Here is a 25,687-nt window from a genome sequence, read left to right on the forward strand (position 1 = left end):
CGGCTTAATTAATAAAGAAATATTTGTAGCATAAATGAAAGCAATAATAGAATATAACTCTAGAAAAATAGAAGTAAACATTTCTAACCCAATAGATATTTCAATTCCTATTGATATGTCTAAAGGTAAAGTTAATGCTTGGGGAATTGATGATCCAAAGATAGAACCAGAAAAATATGACGACTACGAAGTAAGTGTTACAAACGGAGCAGTCGTTAACTTTAATAATATTCATTTTAACCCGCATTCTCATATTACACATACAGAATGTGTTGGGCATATTACAAAAGAAGTACATTCTGTTAATCAACATTTAAAGTATTTTATTTTTTTAGCAGAAGTAGTTACTATTGCTCCTTTGTTTCATAATGGAGACTTTCTAATAGGAGTTAAACAATTAAAACATGCTTTAGGGAATAAGAAGCGTGATGCAGTTGTAATTCGTACTTTACCTAATTTAGAGGAAAAAAAGAGTATGAAATATTTTAACACGAATCCTACTTATTTGTCTGAAAAAGCAGCTATTTATTTAAGAGAAAAAGGGATAAAGCACTTGTTAATAGATTTACCTTCAGTGGATAAGGAGAAAGATGGAGGCAGGCTTTTATCTCACAATGCTTTTTGGAATACAGGAGGTAAATTAAGAATGGATGCAACCATTACAGAATTTATATACGTACCAAATACTGTGGAAGACGGAGAGTATTTATTAAACCTAATGATTGCACCATTTGAAAATGATGCAACGCCTAGTAAGCCTATTTTGTATAAAATTATAAAGTAGATAACATTTAAAATTATTGTACCCTTCAGGTTTTTAGAACCTGAAGGGTCTATTTTTTTATTCTATTGGTTAATAAGTAGGAGTAAGTTAAAGTCAGTGTGTCATGTTTGTGAATCTTATTTCTTAAAACCACTTTTTTCTTTTAAAATACCAAACAGAGACTATGGTTACTATTGCCATAACACCCAGTAATATAAAATAGCCATATTTAGATTTTAATTCAGGAATGTTTTCAAAGTTCATTCCGTAAATTCCTGCTAAAAAAGTTAATGGAATAAATATAACAGACAAAATAGTAAGCGTTTTCATTACCTCGTTTAAACGATGTCCTTGAATACTAAATATTAAGTTTATTTTACTCTCTAATTCTTGTAACTCAAAATCTATATTAGAAATTAAATTACTTGTTTGTTCTTTTAATTCACTAAAATATTTTACATCAAAACCTTCAATTTCAATCTTTTCTAATTTTATTATGGTGTCTCTTAAACTTAAAGTGGCTTTCTTAAAATTGAATAATTCTTGCTTTCTTTTTTCAACTAAAGAAGTAAATTCTGGAGTTGGTTTTATATGTGTAGAGTTTAATTTATCTGCGCTTAATTCGGCATTTTCTAAATACGTATCTTGGTAATTGTCAATAATAGATTCTAATAATAGAAACAACAAATAATCTGCTCTTTTCTTTCGTACAATTCCTTTATTTCCTTCTAAACGCTCGCGAATCCAATTAAAATAATCACCTTGTTTTTCTTGAATAGACCATAAAAAATCTGCGGAAACAATAAAAACCATTTGTTCAGAGTCTAATTTGTTACTTTCTGTAATTAAAACACGCGTGGTTACAAAAAATAAATTATCTAATAAAATAACTTTATTCGGGTGTTCTTCATCACTTAATAATTTAATTAAAAAATCGTCTAATTTATTTTGATAGATAACCCTTTTGTAAACATTATGAAACTGAATTCCGTAAGTATTCAACCATTTTGTAGTTTTTGTATTATCAGAAAAAACAATTTCTGATATGGCAGAAAACTTGGTTTTCTCGTAATTCTCATCAGAATATCTAATTATGGTTGTATTGTCTAAGAATTCATTTTCCATTAAAAAAAGATTTGTAAATTTGATAGATAAAGATACTTTTTAATTTATTAAAAAATACATTTAAAAAGAAGAGTTAATGCACATAGAACAATTAAGAGATTTTTGTATTGCTAAGAAAGGAGTAACAGAGCATTTTCCTTTTGATGAATCTACGTTGGTTTTTAAAGTAATGGATAAAATGTTTTTACTTACCGGATTAAATAATTGGGAAAAAGGAGAAAGTAAAGTCAACCTAAAATGCAATCCAGAAAAAGCAATAGAACTAAGAGAAGAATACGAAGGGATTATTGCAGGTTTTCATATGAATAAAAAACATTGGAACACTGTTTCTATAAATTCTAGTGATGTACCAGACAATTTCGTAAAAGAATTAATTAACCATTCTTACGATTTGGTGGTAAGCGGATTGACAAAAAAACTTCAAATAGAACTAGAAGAATTATAAGTTTCTAAAATGATGGAAAATAATAAAAACGAAATTTTAGAAAAACATTGTTATACCGAATTGGTCTATCAACGGATAAATAAAAAGTTAAAAACAGCTTTTTCTAAGGATGAAACTGAAAAATTGATTAGAAATATTTTAGAAGAAACTACTGTAGAAAACTACTTGAAAAAAGGAAAGAACTTTTACGTTTCTAGTAAAGAGCACAACATTAGAATTACAGTAAATTCGAATACTTTTAGAATTATTACGGTAGATAAGATTTTAAAATAACCATTATTTTATCAAAATGAAAAAACAAGAACTTAGAAAAATTTACAAACAGAAACGTGCAGATTTAACTGAAAATCAGATTATAGATTTTCAGCAAAATATCTATCAACAAATTTATAAGTTAGATATTGGCGGTATTAAAAATGTACACTTATTTTTGTCTCTTACAAAGTTTAAAGAAATAGACACACAACCAATTATCAATTTTTTTAGAAGTAGAAATATTAGAATCGTTGTAAGTACTTGTAATTTTAAAGACAATACACTTTCTCATTTTTATTTAGAAGAAGACACGGTTTTAGAATTGAATAAATTCGGAGTTCCAGAACCCGTAAATGCAGAACAAGTGGATGAAAAAGAGCTCGATTTAGTTTTTGTTCCGTTGTTAATTTCTGATGAATTAAATTACAGAGTTGGTTACGGAAAAGGATTTTACGATCGTTTTTTGTCCAACTGTAAACAGGACGCAAAATTTATTGGAATCAATTATTTTAAGCCTATTTACCAGATTGAGGATTCCAACGATTTTGATATTCCGCTACATCAAGTAATCTATCCCAAATAAACTTTAAATCGCCTTTAATTCTTTGTAAATTTGTTTTTGAACATCTCGATTCAGTTTTGCAAATAAAACACTTAGTGTGATAGTCCGTTCATAAGAATTGATAATAGTGACTGTCAGTTCGAGTGAAATTTCTTTTTCAGAAATTTTGTATCGAGAACATTTTCAATTAAAACTCAATTAAAAAATGATTGTACAAGGAAATATAGTTGACATACAAAACAAAAGAATTTACAAAGGAGAAGTTGAAGTTATAAACGGAAAAATAGCTGCTGTAAAAGAAGTAAATCACAACCAAGAAAACTACATTTTACCAGGTTTTGTTGATGCACATATTCACATAGAAAGCTCTATGTTGGTTCCTTCGGAATTTGCAAAAATTGCCGTAAAACATGGTACAGTTGCAACGGTTTCCGACCCACATGAAATTGCCAATGTTTTAGGTGTAAAAGGAGTTGATTTTATGATTGAAAACGGAAAGAAAGTTCCGTTGAAATTCAATTTTGGCGCTCCAAGTTGTGTGCCTGCAACTTCTTTTGAAAGTGCCGGAGCAATTATAGATGCTGATGATATTAAATTGATGATGGAAAACCCGGATATTAAATATCTGGCAGAAATGATGAATTATCCCGGAGTTTTATTTGATGATGCTGAGGTTTTAGCTAAGATTGAACACGCAAAAAACAACAACAAACCAATTGATGGTCATGCGCCAGGTTTAAGAGGCGATGATGCTACAAAATATATTGCAGCCGGAATTTCTACAGACCACGAATGTTTTTCTTTTGATGAAGCTTTAGAAAAGCTGCAAAAAGGTATGAAGGTAATTATTAGAGAAGGTTCTGCGGCAAAAAACTTCGAAGCTTTAATTGGTTTATTACCAGAACATTTCGAGAATATGATGTTTTGTTCAGACGATAAACATCCAGATGATTTATTGTTGGGGCATATCAATCAGTTGTGTGAAAGAGCCGTTGCCAAAGGAGTTGATGTTTTTAAAGTATTGCAAGCAGCTTGTGTAAATCCTGTAAAACACTACAATCTAGATGTTGGTTTATTACAAAAAGGAGACGATGCAGATTTTGTTATCGTTGATAGTTTAGAAAAATTCAATGTTTTAGAAACGTATATAAACGGAGAATTAGTCGCTAAAAATGGCGAATCTTTTGTAAAGCATGTAGATTTTGAAGTGTTGAATAATTTTAATACGGATAAAAAAGAAGTTTCAGATTTTAGATTTGAATCTTCTGCAGAAAAAATAAGAGTCATAGAAGCTTTAGATGGCGAATTAGTAACCAACCAGATTGAAGCAGATGCTTTAATTGTTGATGGAAATTTAGTATCAAACACTAAAACCGATGTTTTAAAAATGACCGTTGTTAATCGTTATAAAAATGATGTGCCTGCAATTGCTTTTATTAAAAACTTCGGATTAAAAGAAGGTGCCATTGCAAGTTCTGTTGGGCACGATTCTCATAATATTATTGCCATCGGAGTTTCGGACGAAGCTATTTGCAAAGCTGTAAATTTAATCATAGAAAATAGCGGCGGAGTTTGTGCTGTAAACGACACTCAAGAAAAAATAGTTTCGTTACCAGTTGCCGGAATTATGTCTGATAAACCTGCTGAGGTTATTGGTAAAGCGTATGCAGAATTAGATGCAATGGCAAAAGAAATGGGCAGTAAATTACGTGCGCCTTATATGAGTTTATCTTTTATGGCGTTGTTGGTAATTCCTGCGTTAAAATTGTCGGATAAAGGTTTATTTGATGGAACGTCTTTTAAATTTACTTCTTTAGAGGTTTTTTAGAGGTTTAAAAGTAACAAAGATTCAATGTTTCAAAGGAACAAAGTTTTTAAGTCTGATTGTCATTTCGACGATAGGAGAAATTTCATAAAGTTGATTGGTTTGGGCTTTTCTCTGTTATGTGATTTCTCATTCTTCGAAGTGACAATTTGTTGTGGAAATAGAAAATACGCTCGCAAACAAGTTTAGCCCTGATAAAACGGTCTGTTTGAGCTCTTTTTTAGCCTTTTTTTGGCTAAAAAAAGCAAGTAGTGAAAGCAGGAAATAGCTTCGAGTTAAAATTTTATCAAATTCTTAATTTTTAGGATACTTCTTTGGTAATTAATTAGCATTTTTCATTTAAAAATGTACTTTTGCCTAACTAAAATTATATTATGAGTTTACAACAAGATTTAGAAAATAGAAGTGGAAATAAGTGTGAATTATGTACATCAACAGATAATTTAGCAATTTACGAAGTTAAACCAACATCAACAGTTGGGGGTAGTGGAGTAGATGGAAGCTTGCTAGCTTGTGAAACTTGTAGAACTCAAATTGACAATGCAGACCAAACAGAACCAAACCATTGGCGTTGTTTAAACGATTCTATGTGGTCTGAACATAGAGCTGTAAAAGTGGTTGCTTGGAGAATGCTTTCTCGTTTAAGAAACGAAGGTTGGCCAAAAGATTTACTAGACATGATGTATTTAGAAGATGACGATTTACGTTTTGCTAAAGAATCTGGAGATCATTTAGATGATAGCGAAAAGATAATTCACAGAGATGCAAACGGCGCAATTTTAGAGGCTGGAGATTCTGTAGTTTTAATAAAAGATTTAAAAGTAAAAGGATCTAGTATGGTTGCTAAACAAGGAACTGCGGTACGTAGAATTTCTTTAGATCATGAAAATGCTAAGTTTATAGAAGGTAAAGTAGGGCCAACGCAAATTGTAATTATTACAGATTACGTTAAAAAAATGGCAGATAAAGAGTAACTAGCTATAGATAAAAAAGAGAAGTTGGGCGTTTCCTTGCAGGTCGCGCTTTACACTATATCTTTTTTTCGTACCTCAAAAAAGGATGCCGTTTCAATCGCTAACGCACTTGTTTGCAAGCTAAAAGCATTGAAATGTGTTTTAAGTTTATTTATAAACATAAAAAAAAACCTCGAAAATTTCGAGGTTTTTTTAGTTTCTATAGTGTAGTTTTATTCTTTTTTACTCGTAATATAAATTGAGCCACCACCATCTTTATTTTTTTCTACGTTTACACTTTCTATAGTGTCTGGCTTTACTTCTTTCATTTCTTTTTTAGAAATGCGTTTTCCGTCTAAGTAATAAATAGGTTCTTTTTTCTTTTTAATAGAGACCGTAGAACTTCCGTTTTCTTTTTTAGTAACGTTTACACTTTCTATATTATCCGCGTTTATTTTGTCCACTTCTTTTTTAGAGGTAACTTCTCCGTTTAAATAAAAAATTGGTTCCTCCTTATTTTTTTCTTTTATAGATGTAAAAGGAAATGGTGCTGCTGTTTTTTTCTGAGACTCGCTTAATTGTACATATAGTTTTTCTAACTTTTCTATATCTTCTTTTTTTGTAACGGCATTATCTTTAGATTTTACTTTTTTAGCTAAAGAATTATATTCTATAACTATTTTGTCTTTTGCTTTTTCTTGTGCTTGTACACGTTCTGCAAATAAGAAAAGGAAGCCAACTAACAACGGAATTACTGAGAGTTGTTTTAATAAAATTTTAGTTTGTGAACTTTGTTTTGTCATCATTTTTAATCTTTTTTTAGTGAGTGAATAATTCAAATTACTGGCCAAGTAATATTCGTTGTTCCAAGCAGCTTTGTTTAATAATAAGTGCTGGTATTTATTGGTGTTTTTATGTTGATTGATAACCTTTTCGTCGGCTAAAAATTCGTGGTTTAATTGTATTGCTTTCTTTAAGAAGATAAATAATGGGTTTACCCAAAATATAATTTGAAGTAACTCAATTATTAGAACATCTAAGGTGTGTTTTTGCGTTACATGGGTTAGTTCATGTGTAAAAAGTTCTTCTTCAATTTTCCCTTCTTTGTAGTCTTTTTTATTGATAAAAATGAAATTCCAAAAAGTGTGAGGTAGTATTTCTTCCTCCACCAATACAAGTACTCCTTTTTGATATTTTATAGTTTCGTTTTTTCTTATTTTTTGAATAATCTTTGCAAAGTTTTTTACAAATCGAATTAAAAATAAGATTGATATCATTAAATAAACACCAATTAATAACTGACTGTAATTAAAAGTTTCATGAACTGTTGCAAAGGCAGTATTTCCCATGAAAATAGGCTCTCCGTTGGTTTCTAAAATATTTTTAGACTGAACAGTAATTGTTGCTAATGGGACTAAAAAAGAAACAATAATACCTATTAAAAGATAAAAACGATTAAACGTGTGCATTTTTTCCTTTTCTAATATAAAATGATAAAAGAAAAGTAATAACGCTAAACAACTTGCGGATTTTAGTAGATAGAGAATCATTGTTGTTGCTTTTTAATTTGACTGTCAATTATCTTTTTTAAATCTTCTAGCTCTTCTGTAGAAAGGTTGGTTTCTTTAGTGAAAAACGATGCAAACTGACTAGCAGAGTTATTAAAGAAATTTTTAATCAGGCCGTTTACGTGTTTAGAGAAGTAATCTGTTTTTTTAATTATTGGAAAATATTCTCTCGATTTTCCGAATAAAGTATAATCGATAAACCCTTTGTCTGCAATTCTCTTTAATAAAGTGGCAACCGTTGTAGTTGCTGGTTTAGGTTCTGGAAAATCTGCTAACAATTCTTTTAAAAATGCTTTTTTACGTTTCCATAAATATTGCATTAATTGTTCTTCGGTTTTAGATAATTGCATGGTCTTTTATTTTACTCTACAAACATAGAGTAAAAAATTGTATTCTACAAATGTAGAGTTAAAAAAATTTTATGAAGTAGTAAACCTCAAAGGTTTTAAAAATCTTTGAGGTTTGTATGTAATAAAAAGGTTTCTAGTTTTACTTAAAGTAGGCAAGTACATTTGCATTAAGGATTACAGTAGTTGTTTGAGCTCTTTTTTCTTTTTCAGAAAAAAAAGTGAGTGTCCTTCTACAAGCTCAGGATAAACTCCAAGCCTGACGCAATTATTTTTTTCAAATAATTGGGGAATGCCCTAAAAAAAAATCCGCTCATTGCTGAACGGATTAGTTATTTTATTTAGACATTTCTGTAAAATATTTATAGAAATACGGAATGGTTTCAATCCCTTTTAGGTAATTCCAAACTCCAAAATGTTCGTTTGGCGAGTGAATGGCGTCAGAATCTAACCCGAAGCCCATTAAAATAGTCTTGCTTTTTAAATGCTGCTCAAATAGGGCAACAATAGGGATACTACCACCGCTTCTTTGAGGAATAGGTGTTTTTCCGAAGCTAGTTTCATAAGCTTTACTAGCAGCTTTATACGCAATATTGTCTATTGGAGTTACATAACCTTGTCCGCCATGATGCGGTTTTACAAGAACTGTTACCGATTTAGGAGCAATGCTTTCAAAGTGTTTTTTGAATAACTCTGTAATTTCTTTCCAATCTTGATTCGGCACTAAACGCATAGAAATTTTAGCAAATGCTTTACTCGCAATTACTGTTTTTGCGCCTTCGCCAGTATAACCACCCCAAATTCCGTTTACGTCTAAAGTTGGTCTAATTGCGTTGCGCTCGTTGGTAGAATAGCCTGCTTCTCCGTGTACATCGTCAATTTTTAAAGCATCTTTATATTTCTCTAAAGAAAAAGGTGCTTTTGCCATTTCTGCTCTTTCTTCTGTAGATAATTCTTCTACATTATCGTAAAAACCAGGAATTGTAATGTGGTTGTTCTCGTCGTGTAAAGAGGCAATCATTTTGGTTAAAATATTGATAGGATTTGCAACTGCGCCTCCGTATAAACCAGAATGTAAATCTCTGTTTGGCCCTGTAACTTCTACTTCTACGTAACTTAAACCACGTAAACCTGTTGTAATAGACGGAATATCGTTGGCAATCATTCCTGTATCTGATATTATAATAACATCATTGGCTAGTTTTTCTGTATTTCTTGGTACAAACCATGCCAAACTTTCTGAACCTACTTCTTCTTCTCCTTCTATCATAAACTTTACGTTACAGGGTAAGTTTCCGGTAGATGTCATGTATTCTAATGCTTTTATGTGCATGTACATTTGTCCTTTATCATCGCACGCACCTCTTGCAAAAATTGCGCCTTCTGGATGAATTTCTGTATTTTTAATAACAGGTTCAAATGGAGGAGAGGTCCAAAGTTCTATTGGATCTGCCGGTTGAACATCATAATGACCATAAACTAATACGGTTGGTAGGTTCTTATCGATGATTTTTTCTCCATAAATAATAGGATATCCAGGAGTTTCGCACATTTCTACGTTGTCACAACCTGCTTTTTTTAAACTTTCTAAAACAAAATCTGCGGTTAATAAAACATCCTTTTTATATGCCGAATCTGCACTTACAGAAGGGATTTTAAGGAGTTCTATTAATTCATTTAAGAAGCGTTGTTTGTTGTTTTTTATGTAAGATTGAATGGTATTCATAAAATGTTTTTTTTATTTCTTCATCAAAAGTAGAAAAATTATTATGAACTGCTTTGCAGTTTGCAAGGAATGTTTATATTTGCAGCCCAATTAAATGGGAAAAATTGCAGGCGTGGTGGAATTGGTAGACACGCTAGACTTAGGATCTAGTGCCGCGAGGTGTGAGAGTTCGAGTCTCTCCGCCTGTACAAAAAGAGAAAGCTGACTTTTTAAGTCAGCTTTTTTTGTTTATAGGTAACACATAGGTAACACATTAGTGGTGTTTTATGGATTATTTAGGATCAAGTCCAAAAGTTGTGGGATTTGATAATTATGCATAAATATTTGAGAGTCTAAAAAGGAAGAATTCAATATTTCTAACGCCTCTAAACTGTGCTCTAAAAGCTTTAATTTTAGCATTAAAAGATTCTGCTGATGCATTTGTACTCCTGTTGTCAAAATAGTTGAGTATATTTTTATAATGAATTGACATTGTTCTAGCAATACTATTAAAACTTTTAAACTGAGCTTGCCTTACTTTTTCGTCCCATTTAGCAAGTCTAATTAATGCTGTCGTTTTGTCTTTTGTTTGATTATAAATCCAAGATAAATTTTGACATAATTTGTACGCTTTTTCTATATCAGGGTATTTTTCAAAAAGAATTTTAGCTCTTTGATGTTGATTTACAGTCTATTTAGTGTTCGATTTGTACAATAGATACCTGCTTCTAGCTAGTAACTGCTTTAAAGTATCTCCGTTTTTTAATAGTTTTGGTGTGTATTTTAACGATTTGTTTCTAGCGTTTTCTATAGCATCATTTTCTTTATCTAAAGCTTCCCAACGATGTTTAATTCTAATTTCTTGTAATGCATCTAAAGCCAATTTTTGCACATGGAATCGATCTATAACTTGAGTAGCTAGTGGAAGCGATTTCTTAACGATTAGCCCCATATTACCAGCCATGTCAAGGGTTACTTCATTTACTTTTTTGCGTTTTTTTAATGAGATTTTTTGAAGTATTTTAATGACAGTTTCTGCTTTAGTCCCTTTTATCATTGCTATTAGTGCACCTTTTTTACCTTTAGCAGCTTTGTTTGTAACAATGGTATATAAATCTCCATTAGAAAAAGCAGTTTCGTCAATGGAAATATATTTTCCAATATTTTCAGGAAAAAGCAACCAATTTTTAGCGTGTTGTTTTTGATTCCATCGTTTAAAATCACTCAAATAATCTTTGTACTGTCTCTGTAGGTTTCTAGGATTTACTCCGTAAAAGGTTGCCACAACAGATGTACTTGTGGCATTATTACAGACTGATTTGTTTTAAAAAAGCAGCAAATTCACTAGTAATTCTAGTTCCTTTTGCTACTAATTGCCAGTCTCTTATTACTAATTTTTTAGAATGATCATCAATCCAGCGTCTTCTAATAACATGTAGAAAAACGTTTTTACCTCGAATAGGAAAATCTTGAATAGTGGCTTCTGGAAAAAATCCTTTAGAGCTTAATTTAAGTGTTTTAAATTCTTCTGGAATTGTGTTTAACTCAGTAAAATAGAAATGGAGTTCTTCATTTTTAACTTCGTGTTTGGTAAGTTTAAAATAGTCAACAAGTATTTCTGGTAGTAATAATTTAATAAGTTCAATAGAAGTATCCAAAATAGAAGTAATTTAAAAATCAAAGTTCTTACTTTTTATTTTACTCCACAACTTTTTGTATTGATCCATTATTTATTAAAAAGAGGTCAAATCCAAAAGTTGTATGATTTACTAATTATGCATAAATATTAGTTATTAATATATGTTCTTTTTGGTGCTGTTTTTAAATTTAGTATGTTTGAAAATAAATTAAATAGAACAGTTTTGATTGGGTATTTTCTTTACCTTTTTAAAACAAAGTAGGTTCTATATAACCTAAAGAAGTAGTAGTGAAATCATATTTGGTAGAATATCTTTACGATTGAACCAATCAGAAAAATCAATATCTGATTTTAAATTGAAAGACATTCTTGTTTTTGTTTTATGAATTTCTCACATGTCGCTGTATTATTCTACAAAAGCAAAAAAGTTCGTTATTAAAGCCTATCTTATATTTAATTTTTGACTTTACTTGATATTGGATGTAATAAAGAGTAAAACATTAGAAAAAGGTTGTTATTATATCACTTAGCAATTAAGTATTAATTGAAGTATCCTATTAAAGAGAAATACTAATGAAATTAGAGAGTAAAACCCACAGCAATATGCATTTAAACAAATCCAAGAATTTCAAAAAACTAAAGAATATAAAAAAGTTGTTATTTTAAAAAAAAGGCATATAAAATGTAATCAAGTTTCGAGTATATTTTACTTTTCTTTTTTTAAATGTTGAATTTCCTTTTCTAACTTTACTATATATTTTTTCATAATTTCTATGACTAATCCTGAATATAAATTGGAAGTATTATTATTATTGCCAAAATTTCCATTTGTCGTTTCATTATTTATTACATAAATACCATCTTGAGGCGCATAAATATCTTCTAAAGTAGTTTCTAAAATTTTGGCCATTAAAGACCATTCCTTTTTTGATATTTTGGTTTTGCCATTTTCTCGTCTGCAATATTGAGATTGCTCAAAACCTAACTTAAAAGCCATATCTGCTTGAGATAAACCTCGTTCTCTTCGTTTATTTATTAATTTTTGCATAATCATAACAATATTTTTTTTGTGAAAATAACAATTATGTTTTAATTCACATATTTTATGACTGAAAAAGTATTTTATTGAAAGATAAAAATCACAATATTTGAAAAGTAATATTACGTAAGGAGGAAACTGAAAAGCCTTAATTAGAGTAGGTAAATTGAAAATTATATTTAATTATGAAAAAATTAGAAGATTTTAATGTTGAGAAAATAGAAATTGACTCAATCTATGGAGGAAGAATGAAAGCAGCAGCATCATTCGATTGTAATACTATGACAATTGGAGGAAGTAATAGTGGTGCTGATGATGGTTCAGATAATCATTGGGATGATTAATTAACACATTCAAAGTGTAAGAGAAATCTCTTACACTTTTTTTTTTAAAAAAAAATAGATGATATTAATTTTAAGTACGCCTACAGATTATGACACACAGGCTGTTATAGATTGGTTGCAATATAAAAATGCGATTTTTTTTAGACTAAATGATGAAGATATTATGACTGGTAATACTATTTTTAATTTAGATCCAGTTACAATTGAAAATTCATATATTCAAACTAAAAATAAATTTATTTATTTAAAAGATGTAAAGATAGTTTGGTATAGAAAATTTGGTTTTTTTGAGAGTTATAAAGATCAGTTTGGAGCTAAAAATGATATAACAAGTTATATTAATTCAGAATTTTCTGTAATTAGAACAAACATAATTAAAATTTTAGAAAAGAAAAAATGGTTATTTAATAGAAATAACATGCTAACTAAGCTAGAAATCTTAAATTTCGCAAATAAATTTGATATTAAAATACCAAATACAATAGTCACCTCTGATAAGAAAATTCTTTCCACTTTTTTTAATAATAATAGTAAATCCGTTATATCAAAATCATTGGGAGAAGGAAAACATATTGAATATAATAATAAAACGTATCCTTTTTATACGCAAAAAATTGAAAACATAGAGAGAATTAGTGATACATTTAGTCCTTCTTTATTTCAAAGTTATATTGAAAAAGAATATGAATTAAGAGTTTTTTTTCTAGAAAATAATTTTTACAGTATGGTTATTTTTTCTCAAAATAATGAAAAAACTAAAATTGATTTTAGAAATTATGACTTTCAAAACCCAAATAAAGTAGGTCCTTATAAATTACCAAAAGAGATAGAAGAAAAATTAGTTAAATTAATGAATTTTCTTGGGCTGAATACTGGTTCTATTGATTTAGTAAAAGGATTAGATGGGAGTTATTATTTTTTAGAGGTCAACCCATCAGGGCAATTTGGAATGACAAGTTTCCCTTGTAATTATAATCTACACAAAAAGATTGCAACCTATTTGATAACAAAATAAAAATATGCTAATAGATAAAATCCCGTTAGACTTTAAAAACAAATTACCAATAAGTGCTTTCTTCGTAAAAGGAGAAAAAAAAAATTCAGATTTAAGAAAAGATTTAGCTTATGTTAATTCAGAATTTTATAATACTAATAAAATGCGCTGCTATGGATTATATAAACCTGCTTTCCTATGATTGAGAAAAAAAAATACTTTAAATTTCATAGCTCTTGTGTCCCTGTTAAAGGACAAAAAAGAGGCGTTATTTATGATTTACAAAGAGGAACTTTTTATTTTGTTCCTAACTCTATAATTGATATTTTAGTTGAGAATTCAAAAAATAAAATTGAATCTTTATTTTTGAAATATCCAACTCAAGAAGAGTTAGTCGAGAAATATTTAAAATATTTAATAGAAAATGAATTAATTTTTTTAGTAAATGATTTAAATCATTTTCCTGAGATAGAAACTAATTTTGATAGACCTTTTCTCTTAGATATACTCTTTATTGAATTAGATTCATTATCTAAAAGTAAGATAAAAGTACTCGAAAAAATTAATGAGTTGGGCTGTACACAACTAATTATTATAACTTATAAAATAGTTAACATAGATATTATTAAAAAAGTCATAGACTTGTTGTCTAAATCAAAGATTCAAGTTATTAACTTAATAACTAAATATAATAATGAAATTTGTTCTGAAATTTTAGAAATTCATAATAAGTCACCACGATTAAGAGAAACTATTTTTTTTGAAAGTCCACAGGATATAAATGACAACTACATAAAGTTCACAAAAAAAAATTTAAAAAATGTATTGACAAAAAGAATTACAAATATTAATGACTTAATTATTAATCAAGATGCATATTTTGAATCTTTAAAATATAACCTTTTTTTTAATAGAAAAATATACATTACAAATAGTGGAGAAATAAAACATTATTTTAATGATACTGGACTATATGGAAATATAAAGTATGATGAAATTCAAAAAGTTGTAAATTCGGATAATTTTCAAAATCTTTGGAATATAAGAAAAGTTGAAGTTGAAGAATGTAAAAACTGTGAATTTAGATACCTTTGCCCAGATAATAGAATTCCAATAAGAGAAAATAATATTTTTCTACATCAAACATCTTGTAGTTATGATCCAAAAGAAGCTAAATGGAATTAAAATTTATATACTTCTATTAATTTGTGTATTAATGATTTCATCCTGTTCTTCTGGTTCAAAATATATAAAGTATAATTATTTTAATGGGGTTCACTATTATAATGATTCACTAAAAATATATGCAACTTTTTTTGCAGACACAGAATACAGTAATGTGAATAAAAAAATCAATAAAAAAGTATTAAAAAAAATTGGTTTTGATAAAATGTTAGTATATGGGAGAGCAGTTTCAGATATTGAAGAATATAATATTTCATTATTTTATAAGATTGAAAATAATGAATCTAAATCTGACTTTATTGAAGGAGGATTAGTGTTGAATGACACTATTAATAAATATGTAATCTATAAAAAAAATAAAAATAAAAAATCAATTTATTTATACTTAAAATCTTTGACAAACTCAAATCAAACTATTTTAGAAGATGGTGAATCAATAATAAATTCTATTAGCTTTGATGGTTCTCTCAAAAATGAGTTAAGTTATTCTAAAATATTTAACACATATAAAGATGAAAACAATTTTTTGTATGTGAAAAATAAATTTGATGAAGCACCAATAAAAAAAAGTAAAAAAAATGATTGGATGAAATTCCAATTTTTGACAACTATTTTATCTAAAGATCCAACTTACCAAGGATACAATGATTTAATTGAAAAATTTGAATCTCCCAAGAAAAAATATTTTGATAAGAAAATAGACTCATTATTTGAAAATAAAGAAATACTAACAAATGAAAATGATTTTTTAAATGAGTTAAAGAGTATCTCTAAAGATGAAAAAGTTATTATGCTAAATGAAACGCATTGGCATCCAAAGCACCGAATATTAGCCTTAAAATTACTATCAACTTTAAAGAAAAGTGGTTTTAATTACTTAGCGGTTGAAGCTTTAGGTCAAAAGAAAGATTCTTTGCTTAATATAAATAAATTTCCAATCAAATCTACAGGTTATTATACTAGAGAACCATATTTTGCTCTCTTTTTAAGAGAAGCTCTAAAATTAAATTATAAAATTATTAGTTATGATAATTTTGACACACAAAATAGAGAGAAAACACAAGCTAAAAATATAAAAGCTATCATTGATAAAGATTCAAAAGCAAAAATATTTGTTTATGCAGGAATAGACCACATTTTAGAAAAAGACCTCAAGAAAAAAAGAATGGCTGAATACTTCCAAGATTTAACAGGAATAAACCCTTTAACAATTGATCAAGTTGAAATAGTAAGTAATTCATCAAACGAAATAACCTTCGTAAAATCATCTTTATTTAAAAATTTTAAAAAGGTTAATTCAAATGTTGATTTCTTCTTAATTAATAACTTAAAACCTCAATTAAAATCTATTTACAAAGAAGAGGAACTGAATAAATTTAATTTAAATAATATTAAATTAGAGAAATATAAAAATCAAGAGTTATTAGTTTCATTCTATTTTAAGGAAGAATATTTAAGATATCAATCAAGGAGTATACCTTTTTTAAACAAAATAATTAAATCAAACAATGTGAAATTTCATTTACCTAGTGGTTCTTATCAAATAGTGATAAAAGATAATAACAATAATTTAATTATTTCTGAACAAATTAAAATATAGTAGATATTGAACTCTTTCCCACATTACAAGCAATCAGACCAAAAAGATTGTGGACCAAATTGTTTGAAAATTATTTCCAAATATTTTGGTAAGATTATTTCCATTCAAGAATTAAGAAAACTTACTGAAACCACTAGAATAGGTAGTAGTTTATTAGGGATTAGTGAAGCTTCTGAAAAACTAGGATTTAGAAGTTTAGGCGTTAAAATATCTTTAGAAAAATTATTAGAAGCACCATTACCCTGTGTATTACATTGGAATAAAAACCATTATGTTATTCTCTATAAAATAAAGAAAGGTGTTTTTTATACTTCTGACCCAGCACACAGTTTATTAAAATATAATAAAGCAGATTTCATAAAACATTGGATGGGTAATAATGCTGATGACATTACTGGAGAGGGTATTGCATTATTGTTAGAACCTACACCTAAATTTTATAATTCAGAATTTGACACCAAAGAAAAATCATTAGGTTTTTCTTTTTTGTTCAAATATCTATTTCGTTATAAAAAGTTTCTTATTCAGCTAATTATAGGTTTATTGGCAGGAAGTTTATTGCAACTTATCTTTCCTTTTTTAACACAAAGTATTGTAGATGTTGGTATTAAAAATCAAGACATTCATTTTATTTATTTAATTTTATTTGCACAATTGGCGTTGTTTTTAGGGAAAACAGCAATAGAAGTAGTAAGAGGTTGGATATTATTACATTTAAGTACACGAATCAATATTTCTTTAGTTTCAGATTTTTTTATAAAACTAATGAATTTACCTATTGCTTTTTTTGACACAAGAATGACAGGAGATATTTTACAACGTATTAACGACCATAAACGAATTGAACGCATATTAACCACTTCTTCATTAAATGTGTTGTTTTCTATGGTTAACTTAGTGCTTTTTAGTTTTGTACTTGCCTATTATAATTGGCAAATATTTGCTATTTTTTTAATAGGAAGTATTCTTTATTTTCTTTGGATTACTCTTTTCTTAAAAAAACGTAAAGATTTAGATTACAAACAATTTTCTCAAGTAAGCCAAGAGCAATCTAAAGTAATTGAACTTATAAACGGTATGCAGGAAATTAAATTACACAATGCAGAAAAGCAAAAACGATGGTCTTGGGAATATTTACAAGCACGTTTATTTAAAATTTCTATGGAAGGTTTGGCATTAGAGCAATACCAAAATGTAGGTTCAGGTTTTATTAATGAATTTAAAAATATTTTAATTACTGTGTTTTCTGCAAAACTAGTTATTGATGGAAATATTACTTTAGGTATGATGTTAGCTATTACTTATATTGTAGGTCAACTAAATTCGCCAATTGCACAATTAATAGGTTTTGTAAGAGAATTACAAGATGCTAGAATTTCTTTAGAAAGATTGTCTGAAATTCACGAAAAAGAAGACGAAGAACCTCAAAATGAGAAACGTATTTCTGAAATCCCGACAAACTCTAAATTTATACTAAACAAGCTTTCTTTTAGATATATTGGATCTGACAAACTTGTTTTAGAAGAGTTAGATTTAGAAATACCAACCAATAAAATTACAGCAATTGTTGGTGTAAGTGGAAGTGGAAAAACTACTTTAATGAAATTACTTTTAAAGTTTTATGAACCTAATTCTGGAGAGGTAAAGTTAGGAAACTATGATTTAAAAAATATATCTCAAAGGACTTGGAGAGACCAATGTGGTGTTGTAATGCAAGAAGGTTATATTTTTAGTGATACAATTGCGAATAATATTGCTGTAGGTGTAGATTCTGTAGATAAGAAAAAATTAGCACACGCTGTTGATGTTGCAAATATTCAGGAATTTATAGAAAAATTACCATTGTCTTACAATACAAAAATAGGAATGGAAGGAATTGGTTTAAGTACAGGACAAAAACAACGTTTATTAATAGCTAGAGCCGTTTATAAAAGTCCTAATTATTTATTTTTTGATGAAGCAACTTCTGCATTAGATGCCAATAACGAAAAAGTAATTATGGGGAAATTAAATACTTTTTTTGAAAATAAAACGGTTGTTGTAATTGCACATCGATTAAGTACGGTTAAAAATGCACACCAAATTGTAGTATTGGATAAAGGAAAAATAGTTGAGGTTGGGAATCATCAATCTTTAATAAAACAAAAAGGAAATTACTATCATTTAGTAAAAAATCAATTAGAACTAGGTAAATAAGATGCCAGATAATATAGAAGATATAGAATTAAGAAGCGAAGAGGTGCAGGAAATTCTAACGAAAGTTCCTAGTTGGATGATTCGTTGGGGAAATACTTTATTTCTTATATTAATTATAATGTTATTGTTTATTTCTTGGTTTGTAAAATACCCAGATATTATTTCATCTGAAGCTATTATTACGACTAAAATTCCACCTCAAAAAGAATACGCAAGAATTACAGGAAAAATAGACACTATCTTGGTCAAAGACGGAGAAAAAACTTATAAGAACAAAATATTAGCTATTATAGAAAATACAGCAAATTATACAGATGTTTTCTATTTTAGGTCTATTATAGATACCATAAAAATCCAAAAGAAGTCTTTTTATTTTCCAATTGATAAAATGCCTATTTTATTTTTAGGAGATATAGAAACTAGCTTTGCAGTATTTGAGAATAATTACATTCAGTATATTTTAAATAAAGAGTTAGATCCATTTTCTAATGAAGCAAATGCTAATAAAATTACAACTTCAGAACTAAATAGACGTTTAATTAATCTTCAATCTCAAAAATTATTAAATAAAAGAGAATTAGAATTCAGACAGAAAGATTTGAAAAGAAATAAATCTCTTTTTGGTAAAGGGGTCATTTCTGAACAAGAATATGAGACTAAACAATTAGAGTACTTACAGGCGGAAAGAAATTATAAAAATATGTCTTCTTCTATCTCTCAATTAAGAGAGTCAATTTCTAATAGTAAAAAAACTTCAAAAGGAACTGAAATATCTCGTATTCGTGAGGAAATGACCTTATTAAAGAATGTAATTCAATCTTTTAATCAATTGAAGAAGAGTATTAAAGATTGGGAAATGAAGTATGTATTAAGTTCTGAAATAGACGGTAAAGTTTCATTTTTAAATTACTGGATTGAGAATCAAACAGTAAATCAAGGTGATTTAGTTTTCACAATTTTACCTGCTGAAAACTCGGAATTTATTGCCAAATTGAAAACTCCTGCTCAAAATATAGGAAAAGTAAAAGTTGGGCAAACTGTAAATGTAAAACTCCAAAACTATCCTGATTACGAATTTGGTGTTTTAAAAGGGACCGTAAATACTATTTCAGAAATTTCTAATAAAGAAGGTTTTTATACAATTGATGTTTTGTTGCCAGAAAAACTAATAACTTCTTATAATAAAGAAATAGAATTCAAACAAGAAATGCGTGGTACAGCAGAAATTATTACAGAAGATTTACGCTTAATTCAACGTTTCTTTTATCAGTTTAATAAGATTATAAATAGATGACTTTTATATTTTCATCTTGTAATATTATAAAAAAAATGACGAAACAAATTGTTATAATTTTTTGTGTGTTATCCATTTCAATACCGCTATCATAAGTCATCGCTATTAATATTTAGTGTTTAATTTCACTACTAGCATCCAGATTATTTTAGGAATCTATAACTTAATTTCCATCTGTTGGTTTTCCGTTTTAGAAATCAGTTGATTTTTTCTTCATAAGCAAGCGTTAAAAATCAACTGATTTTTAAAATGAGCCTCAGCGGCAGGCGACACGAACAGTTTTTCTTTATGCATATCCCTTTTTTTAATAGAAAATTATCTTTTAAAACCTCTATCTTTTTTGATCATCTGTTTTTCTTGCTCTTCATAAGATAATTGCTTTTCAATCCCTTTTAAAGAATATTTTCTATCAATATCAGAACCTTTTATATAAACCCCTTTTTCATCTATAAAGCCAATTCCTCTTCCTTTTTTTGTTTTAACTCCCATACTTTTTAAATGGAATTCAAAATCTTCATAAGAATCAGATTGACTAATTGCAGATTTAATTTTTTCTTTTAATGGTGCAATCCTTTTATCATTTTTAATAAATACTTCTTGTTTTTTCACTGCTTCTAAAACACGTTTTACTTGTCTTAGTTTGTACTTTAATTCAATATCTCTGCAAAAGTCCATATTCTGATAATGGGTATAACCATCCTTTACGGCTAAATTATTAGATTGAATACGTGATGCTACAATATGAATATGTTCCTTATCCGTACCTTCTTCATGCATATACACAGCATAAGGGTTCTCTTGAAAACCAATTTTTTTAGCATAATCATTTGAAATATCAATCCAATCTTGGGTATTTAATTTTCCTTTGTCTTCTGGAGCAATTCTTATTTTGATATGAAAAGTATTTTTTACGCATCTATCATTAAGAGCGTTGTTTCTTTCCATCTGAAAGTTTATTTCAGTGCTATTTCCGATACATTTATTGGAAGCTATTAATTCTCCTCCACGTTCACAATAATCAAGTGCATTTTGTAAGTATGCTATGGATTCTAGTTTAGCGATCATTATTGTCAAGTAATTTTAGTTCTTCTTTTAATTCTTGCTTTCTTATTTCTCGTTGATAAGTGCTTAAAAGTGTATGATATTCTTTCATAAATAAGGTGTCTTTTTGTTGAACCTTTTTTAGAATTTCATTAGCATTAATAATTTTATCGTTGTTTAATTGTTTTAAATAAACAAAATTATAGAAAAGTTGATATTCCTCTCTTTCATTACTTAACATGCTTTTTTCTGTAAAATAAGAAGGAAGATATTTTATAGAACACCAAATTATTACCAAGCTAAAAAACATAATAATTAATGACCTAGGTTTAAAATGCGATTTACTTCCTAGTAAACTATATTCTGCATAATTATTAACGGTTGGAGTTATTTTATTTTCTTTTAGACAACTACTAACTTCATCACTAATATCTGAACTAGTTTGCAGAAGTTTTGTTTGGGAATTAAACATATCAGTAACCAATGCAGTTATTGCAATATTTGTTTTTTTTACAATATCTACTAATTCTGTTTGGTCTTTTTTATTTACATCTTTAGAAATAGTATCTAATTTATCTACTACTTTTTGCATTAAAGTAAAGATGGCTTTGTTTGTGTTTTCTTCCATAATAATGGTTTATAATTTAGAATTGATTTCTATAATATGATTACTAATTTGTTTAATTTCATCCAAAACAACTTGTTGATCTATAATTAAAAATTGCTCATTTGAATTTAATTTCTTTGCTATCTGATTTAAATTATTTCCAATTCTAATTAAAGAAGTCAAATATTTCTTGGTATCTAAATCATGCACTTTTTTTGTAAATATTGGTTTGCCTAATTTTTCTAAAACTGCATTTCTGTAAAAAAAAGAAGGTTTTATTTGTAATGATTCACATTGAATTTTAATGACTTCTTTATCCTCTGAATTGAGGTAAAAAACGACTTTTACTTTATTGTTAGAATTTGATTTCATTTTGCTTTTGTTTTTTTTCTTATGAACATTTTCTGTGAATAAGCCAGCGGGTTTTAATTTCTTTTTAGGGCACGAAGCGGGCCATATAAAGGAATTAAGACCACGACTGGCTAAGAACAGACTGCATTAATTTATATTCATTAAATAATTATTTAAATCATTGAAGTTTTTATAATGTATTCTGTTGTCTATAATTTCACTACTTGTATTTTCTATTAAAAAATTGGTAGCTTTATTTCCTGCTTCATCGTTGTCCATAAATGATTTTATTATAGAGTAATCATTTAGTAAATCAATTGTTTTACTAACTAAAGAAGTAGAGTTAAGTATGATAAAATTTTCTTTAGGTATTTCTTTTTTCAAAGTGAGATAAGAAAGGAAATCAGACCAGGATTCAAATATTGAAACAACATCAGAATTATTATTTATGGTTGTAATTTCTTTTTTTCCTAAGCAAATTTTCCTGAAATTTTTATTAAAAATATTTACGATTTCTAATCCACCAACATCATTCATAAACCCAATTCCGTACAATTCTTTACCATTAGAAAAAGAGTAATGAACTTGAAAACAAAATTGTTTTGCAAATTTCAAATTGATTTTCCTATTGCTTAAATAATCCAATAATTTTTGATTTGTTAATTCAGTTACTTTTTTAATAGAGTAGGTGGGTTTTGTCTTGTTCTTAATTTGTTTTTTTTGCTGGTGAATAGGAAAAGTATCTTCAGATAAAATAACTAAGGCTTCTTTAATTGAACAATTATTGTATTTCATTACAAAGTCAATTATTGTGCCTCCAACTCCTTCTGCAAAGTCATACCAGACGTTTTTAGTAATATCAATTTTAAAAGAGGGTGTTTTTTCGTTATTCCTAAAAGGAGAATAATACCAAACTTCATTTGTCTTGATTTTACCTATCTTAAAACCTTGTTTTTTTAGGCAAGAAACTAAATCTATTGTTTTTGCTTTTTTACAATTCATATTTATTTTTCTTTTGGTGATTTTATCTTACCCATCTTACCTTTTTTATGAAATAGGTAAGATGGGTAAGGTAGTTTGATGAAAAATTTTATTTTTTTCGTAACTGAATTAAGTATCCTTTTACTCCTGTGTCTCTGCTGTTAACTCTCTTAAACTTTAACTTTCTTAAAATTTTACCAATCGTTATGTGGCTTACGGATGAATACTCTTTCTTAATTATCATTGTCACTGTTGTAGTTGTCATAAAATCATCTCTATTTTCTGATTTCAGGAATAATTGATTGATAAGATCTTCTTCAACTGAAGAGTGCATAAAATTTTGATTTCTTTTCTCATTATTAATTTGATCTTCTTTTGTAAACTCACAATTAAGACTTTCATCCTTATAGGCTAGATGATAAGCTTGCGCCCAAACTTTATTGATATCGATGTCTTTTGAGTAACTAAAATCGATTTGACCTATGAGTTCTATACAGATCCATCTGACATTACCTGTTTCGTCTCTTAAAAAATTTATAAGATTAGTTGAGCCAATAAAGGAGCAATTTCGAGTCTGATGTGAATTGTTTTTTGCGTACGGTAACCTAATGTTTATGTGTGTTTTTGAAAACATAGATTTATAGGCGTTTATGTATTTTGTTGGAAGTTTATCTATTTCATCTAGATTGATTATGATGTTCCTACACAGTTGGGTTAATCCGTCTTTATCATCACTGATGTTCTCTGCTATATTTTTTTTTAATTCAGGAGGACATAAAAACTTACATAATGTGCTCTTTCCAGAGTTTTGTTCTTCCTGAGCAAATACAAGACATTGCTTATTGTAGAAATTTTCTTCAAATACAGTTTTTACACTTCTTGCAAGCCATTTTTTTAAGTGATATTCAAAAAACACATTATCATCAGTTGGTATATATGAGGTTAGATTTTTAATATGGTCTATTCCATCCCATTTATTAAGGCTATTAAAGTATTCCTTTAACGGGTTAATTTGTTTTATATAATTAGAACCTAAATATGTTTCTAATTCAAATTTTTTAAATTTAATTTTCTTTTTGGTTAGTTCAATCATTAAAGATTTTTCATTGAGAACTACCCATTCTTTAGAGCCTTTGTACCTTATTAGTAATTCGTTTGTTATTATATTGAGTACGATTTCATATCTACCGTTCACATATTTATGAATCGTATCATACACTGTAGTGTTCTTTAGTAATTTATTATTTATGTATAGTTCTTCATTATCCATTTTTGTAAATAGAGTTTAAAACCGTATATTTGACTTAGATAATACGGTAGTTATTATTGTCTTTTTGAAAATATTATAAAGCAGTGAGTTCGTACCTCGTTGCTTTTTTTATTTAGATTCCTTCATAAGTTCTAATGCTAGTTCAGCATCAACAATAATTTTACGTCCATTTTGGATAATGGCTTCATCAATAATTCCTGATTTTTTAATTCTGTTTGCTGAGGATTTACTACAGCCGAAAAGTTTTGCAATGCCTAGTATACCATATACATGTTTTTCCCTTTTTTCAGGTTGAACATTTTTTAAAGGTACTTCGTGGTTTAACTTGTTTTGAAGGAATATAAACTCTTCTCCTGTCATTTGGAAGAGTGGTTTTTCTTTTAGTGTTTCTAAATTCATAATATCTAATTTGTTGTATTAAACTTAACCGTGATCTGCGGTTGTTACATTCGAATACTGTAAAACTAGATAAAATGACGTTTTTTGGAAGGTGGAAATAGCGTGGAAACTTGAGTGAGTTTTCACGCTAAATAACTGTAATCAATAGCTTGTTGATTATTTAATTGTGGTATTTCTATGGAAGGTGGTTGTTAAAAAAACTCTAAGAGGTTAATAGAGTAATTTTATCCTTAAACAGAGTATCAACTTCATTAGCAAATGCTTCTTCATTCTCTGTGGCACTTTGTGATTTTACAATTCGATATTTTCTATCGTAATACCTCTTGGTAAACTTAAATTCTTTTAAAATTCCTTTTAACCACTGTTTTCCAATCTGTTTGGTTAAGGTTTTGTGTAATTTGTGAAATATATAAGTTATTTTAGTTACGTTTTTTATTTCAAGGTAATTTATAGTGTTTTGTAAGTTCAACACTTTATATAATTCAATTTCAGAAATCTCTTCAAAAGCTAAATCGCTATAATTTTTATGAATTAGATGAACAATACCCATGTTAAAAAATATTTTATCATGAATCATTAAATAATTCTTGTCATATGGTTTAAAGTTTTTAAAATTTGTAGTTATTAATTTATCAATATAACTGCTATATAGATAAAGTTCTTCATGAAAGTCATGCGCTAAAAACCCTATATTATTATATAAATCTGAGGAAAAATATTTTTCTCTATTTTGAATCTCTTTTATTTTATATAAGAGTAACTCTAATTCTTTATCATTTTTAGTGCTTTTAGAGTGTTTTCTTTTTCTAAACTCATTTAACTCTAAACTTTTTCTTGGTAAATTTTTAAAAATTTTCTCATATTTTTTATATATGGTAATGTTTGGAATTATTGATTCGTGAAGATGCTCTAATAGCACGATTCTTTCTTCTTTTTCAGTTTCTGGATTTATCTTTTCTATTATTTCAGAAACAAGCATAATATTCTCAAGTAAATGACGATAAATATCTTGTGAGTCAAAATCAAAATTAGAACCATTGGAATTTACCTCTAGTGCCCAATATTTGTTGATGTCTGAATAAAGTTTGGCTAATAGAACAATACTACCATCGATGTTATTTACATTTACTTTTTCTTCTTCCGTGTTTTTCATAATTTATTAAATCTTCCGTTATGTTTTCTGTAACTATATTATCTAT

25 protein-coding genes, 1 tRNA gene and 1 pseudogene are annotated in these 25,687 nt (G+C 28.0%); 13 read left to right on the plus strand and 14 right to left on the minus strand.

Annotated features, from left to right (window positions below; genetic code table 11):
* The first annotated feature begins 34 nt into the window (after window positions 1–34).
* A complete protein-coding gene (locus GQS58_RS06855) occupies window positions 35–784 on the plus strand; it encodes a cyclase family protein (protein WP_166384223.1) in 750 nt (249 codons plus the stop codon).
* A gap of 123 nt (window positions 785–907) precedes the next feature.
* Here GQS58_RS06855 and GQS58_RS06860 read toward each other — a convergent pair whose 3' ends face one another.
* On the minus strand, window positions 908–1,888 hold the full coding sequence (locus tag GQS58_RS06860) for a CorA family divalent cation transporter (RefSeq protein WP_166384225.1): 981 nt from the start codon (window positions 1,886–1,888) through the stop codon (window positions 908–910).
* Between the two features lie 76 nt (window positions 1,889–1,964).
* Here GQS58_RS06860 and GQS58_RS06865 point away from each other — a divergent pair, with 76 nt between their 5' ends.
* The 5 genes from GQS58_RS06865 to GQS58_RS06885 all read left to right on the plus strand — a co-directional run bounded on the left by GQS58_RS06865 (window position 1,965) and on the right by GQS58_RS06885 (window position 5,949).
* Window positions 1,965–2,333, plus strand: coding sequence for an MmcQ/YjbR family DNA-binding protein (locus tag GQS58_RS06865; protein WP_166384227.1), 369 nt, complete (start codon window positions 1,965–1,967; stop codon window positions 2,331–2,333).
* Between the two features lie 12 nt (window positions 2,334–2,345).
* A complete protein-coding gene (locus tag GQS58_RS06870) occupies window positions 2,346–2,606 on the plus strand; it encodes a DUF3781 domain-containing protein (protein WP_166384229.1) in 261 nt (86 codons plus the stop codon).
* Window positions 2,607–2,622: 16 nt separating this feature from the next.
* Window positions 2,623–3,171, plus strand: a complete 549-nt coding sequence (locus tag GQS58_RS06875; RefSeq protein WP_166384231.1) for a 5-formyltetrahydrofolate cyclo-ligase — start codon at window positions 2,623–2,625, stop codon at window positions 3,169–3,171.
* Window positions 3,172–3,355: 184 nt separating this feature from the next.
* Complete coding sequence (gene ade / locus GQS58_RS06880) at window positions 3,356–4,978, plus strand: adenine deaminase (protein WP_166384233.1); 1,623 nt, start codon at window positions 3,356–3,358, stop codon at window positions 4,976–4,978.
* 371 nt (window positions 4,979–5,349) lie between these two features.
* The gene (locus GQS58_RS06885) at window positions 5,350–5,949 is read left to right on the plus strand and encodes a PhnA domain-containing protein (protein WP_166384235.1); all 600 of its coding nucleotides are present in this window, start codon (window positions 5,350–5,352) and stop codon (window positions 5,947–5,949) included.
* 212 nt (window positions 5,950–6,161) lie between these two features.
* On the opposite strand, the gene GQS58_RS06890 is transcribed toward GQS58_RS06885, so the two are convergent.
* From GQS58_RS06890 to GQS58_RS06900, 3 genes are all read right to left on the minus strand, one after another.
* Window positions 6,162–7,478, minus strand: a complete 1,317-nt coding sequence (locus GQS58_RS06890) for a M56 family metallopeptidase (RefSeq protein WP_166384237.1) — start codon at window positions 7,476–7,478, stop codon at window positions 6,162–6,164.
* Window positions 7,475–7,846, minus strand: a complete 372-nt coding sequence (locus tag GQS58_RS06895) for a BlaI/MecI/CopY family transcriptional regulator (RefSeq protein WP_166384239.1) — start codon at window positions 7,844–7,846, stop codon at window positions 7,475–7,477. The genes GQS58_RS06890 and GQS58_RS06895 overlap by 4 nt, the downstream gene beginning before the upstream one ends.
* A 334-nt stretch (window positions 7,847–8,180) precedes the next feature.
* Complete coding sequence (locus GQS58_RS06900) at window positions 8,181–9,569, minus strand: dipeptidase (protein ID WP_166384241.1); 1,389 nt, start codon at window positions 9,567–9,569, stop codon at window positions 8,181–8,183.
* A 106-nt stretch (window positions 9,570–9,675) separates the two neighbouring features.
* Between GQS58_RS06900 and GQS58_RS06905 the strand changes: the two genes are divergently transcribed.
* Window positions 9,676–9,757: transfer RNA gene (locus tag GQS58_RS06905), tRNA-Leu, on the plus strand.
* Between the two features lie 122 nt (window positions 9,758–9,879).
* Here the strand turns inward: GQS58_RS06905 and GQS58_RS06910 are convergent.
* From GQS58_RS06910 to GQS58_RS06920, 3 genes and pseudogenes are all read right to left on the minus strand, one after another.
* Window positions 9,880–10,833: pseudogene (locus GQS58_RS06910) on the minus strand (ISL3 family transposase).
* Between the two features lie 22 nt (window positions 10,834–10,855).
* Window positions 10,856–11,206, minus strand: a complete 351-nt coding sequence (locus tag GQS58_RS06915) for a transposase (protein ID WP_166384243.1) — start codon at window positions 11,204–11,206, stop codon at window positions 10,856–10,858.
* Between the two features lie 687 nt (window positions 11,207–11,893).
* Complete coding sequence (locus GQS58_RS06920) at window positions 11,894–12,235, minus strand: helix-turn-helix transcriptional regulator (protein ID WP_205860403.1); 342 nt, start codon at window positions 12,233–12,235, stop codon at window positions 11,894–11,896.
* A 176-nt stretch (window positions 12,236–12,411) separates the two neighbouring features.
* Here GQS58_RS06920 and GQS58_RS06925 point away from each other — a divergent pair, with 176 nt between their 5' ends.
* The 6 genes from GQS58_RS06925 (at window position 12,412) to GQS58_RS06950 (ending at window position 19,839) form a co-directional block, all read left to right on the plus strand.
* Window positions 12,412–12,570, plus strand: a complete 159-nt coding sequence (locus tag GQS58_RS06925) for a hypothetical protein (RefSeq protein WP_166384248.1) — start codon at window positions 12,412–12,414, stop codon at window positions 12,568–12,570.
* A 58-nt stretch (window positions 12,571–12,628) separates the two neighbouring features.
* Window positions 12,629–13,585 (plus strand): grasp-with-spasm system ATP-grasp peptide maturase, encoded by a 957-nt coding sequence (gene gwsG / locus GQS58_RS06930; RefSeq protein WP_166384250.1) that lies wholly within the window; start codon window positions 12,629–12,631, stop codon window positions 13,583–13,585.
* 177 nt (window positions 13,586–13,762) lie between these two features.
* The gene (gene gwsS, locus GQS58_RS06935) at window positions 13,763–14,749 is read left to right on the plus strand and encodes a grasp-with-spasm system SPASM domain peptide maturase (protein WP_166384252.1); all 987 of its coding nucleotides are present in this window, start codon (window positions 13,763–13,765) and stop codon (window positions 14,747–14,749) included.
* Window positions 14,721–16,349, plus strand: coding sequence for a hypothetical protein (locus tag GQS58_RS06940; RefSeq protein ID WP_166384254.1), 1,629 nt, complete (start codon window positions 14,721–14,723; stop codon window positions 16,347–16,349). Before gwsS ends, GQS58_RS06940 begins: the two co-directional genes overlap by 29 nt.
* A 6-nt stretch (window positions 16,350–16,355) precedes the next feature.
* Complete coding sequence (locus GQS58_RS06945) at window positions 16,356–18,545, plus strand: peptidase domain-containing ABC transporter (RefSeq protein WP_166384256.1); 2,190 nt, start codon at window positions 16,356–16,358, stop codon at window positions 18,543–18,545.
* A 1-nt stretch (window position 18,546) separates the two neighbouring features.
* A complete protein-coding gene (locus GQS58_RS06950; RefSeq protein ID WP_166384258.1) occupies window positions 18,547–19,839 on the plus strand; it encodes an HlyD family secretion protein in 1,293 nt (430 codons plus the stop codon).
* A 315-nt stretch (window positions 19,840–20,154) separates the two neighbouring features.
* Here the strand turns inward: GQS58_RS06950 and GQS58_RS06955 are convergent, their stop codons facing one another.
* The 7 genes from GQS58_RS06955 to GQS58_RS06985 form a co-directional block, all read right to left on the minus strand.
* Complete coding sequence (locus tag GQS58_RS06955) at window positions 20,155–20,904, minus strand: relaxase/mobilization nuclease domain-containing protein (RefSeq protein ID WP_166384260.1); 750 nt, start codon at window positions 20,902–20,904, stop codon at window positions 20,155–20,157.
* Window positions 20,894–21,508 carry a hypothetical protein gene (locus tag GQS58_RS06960; RefSeq protein ID WP_166384262.1) on the minus strand — a complete coding sequence of 205 codons (615 nt, stop codon included), beginning with the start codon at window positions 21,506–21,508 and terminating at the stop codon, window positions 20,894–20,896. The genes GQS58_RS06955 and GQS58_RS06960 overlap by 11 nt, the downstream gene beginning before the upstream one ends.
* Window positions 21,509–21,517: 9 nt before the next feature.
* Entirely contained in the window at window positions 21,518–21,859 is a 342-nt protein-coding gene (locus GQS58_RS06965) for a plasmid mobilization protein (protein ID WP_166384264.1), read from the minus strand.
* Between the two features lie 126 nt (window positions 21,860–21,985).
* Complete coding sequence (locus GQS58_RS06970; RefSeq protein WP_166384266.1) at window positions 21,986–22,840, minus strand: toprim domain-containing protein; 855 nt, start codon at window positions 22,838–22,840, stop codon at window positions 21,986–21,988.
* Window positions 22,841–22,928: 88 nt separating this feature from the next.
* Window positions 22,929–24,089 (minus strand): VapE domain-containing protein, encoded by a 1,161-nt coding sequence (locus GQS58_RS06975; RefSeq protein ID WP_166384268.1) that lies wholly within the window; start codon window positions 24,087–24,089, stop codon window positions 22,929–22,931.
* Between the two features lie 108 nt (window positions 24,090–24,197).
* Entirely contained in the window at window positions 24,198–24,491 is a 294-nt protein-coding gene (locus tag GQS58_RS06980) for a DUF3853 family protein (RefSeq protein ID WP_166384498.1), read from the minus strand.
* Window positions 24,492–24,690: 199 nt separating this feature from the next.
* The gene (locus GQS58_RS06985; protein WP_166384270.1) at window positions 24,691–25,641 is read right to left on the minus strand and encodes a hypothetical protein; all 951 of its coding nucleotides are present in this window, start codon (window positions 25,639–25,641) and stop codon (window positions 24,691–24,693) included.
* Window positions 25,642–25,687 lie beyond the last annotated feature (46 nt).

This window comes from Polaribacter sp. 11A2H, from assembly GCF_011379025.1.
GTDB lineage: Bacteria > Bacteroidota > Bacteroidia > Flavobacteriales > Flavobacteriaceae > Polaribacter.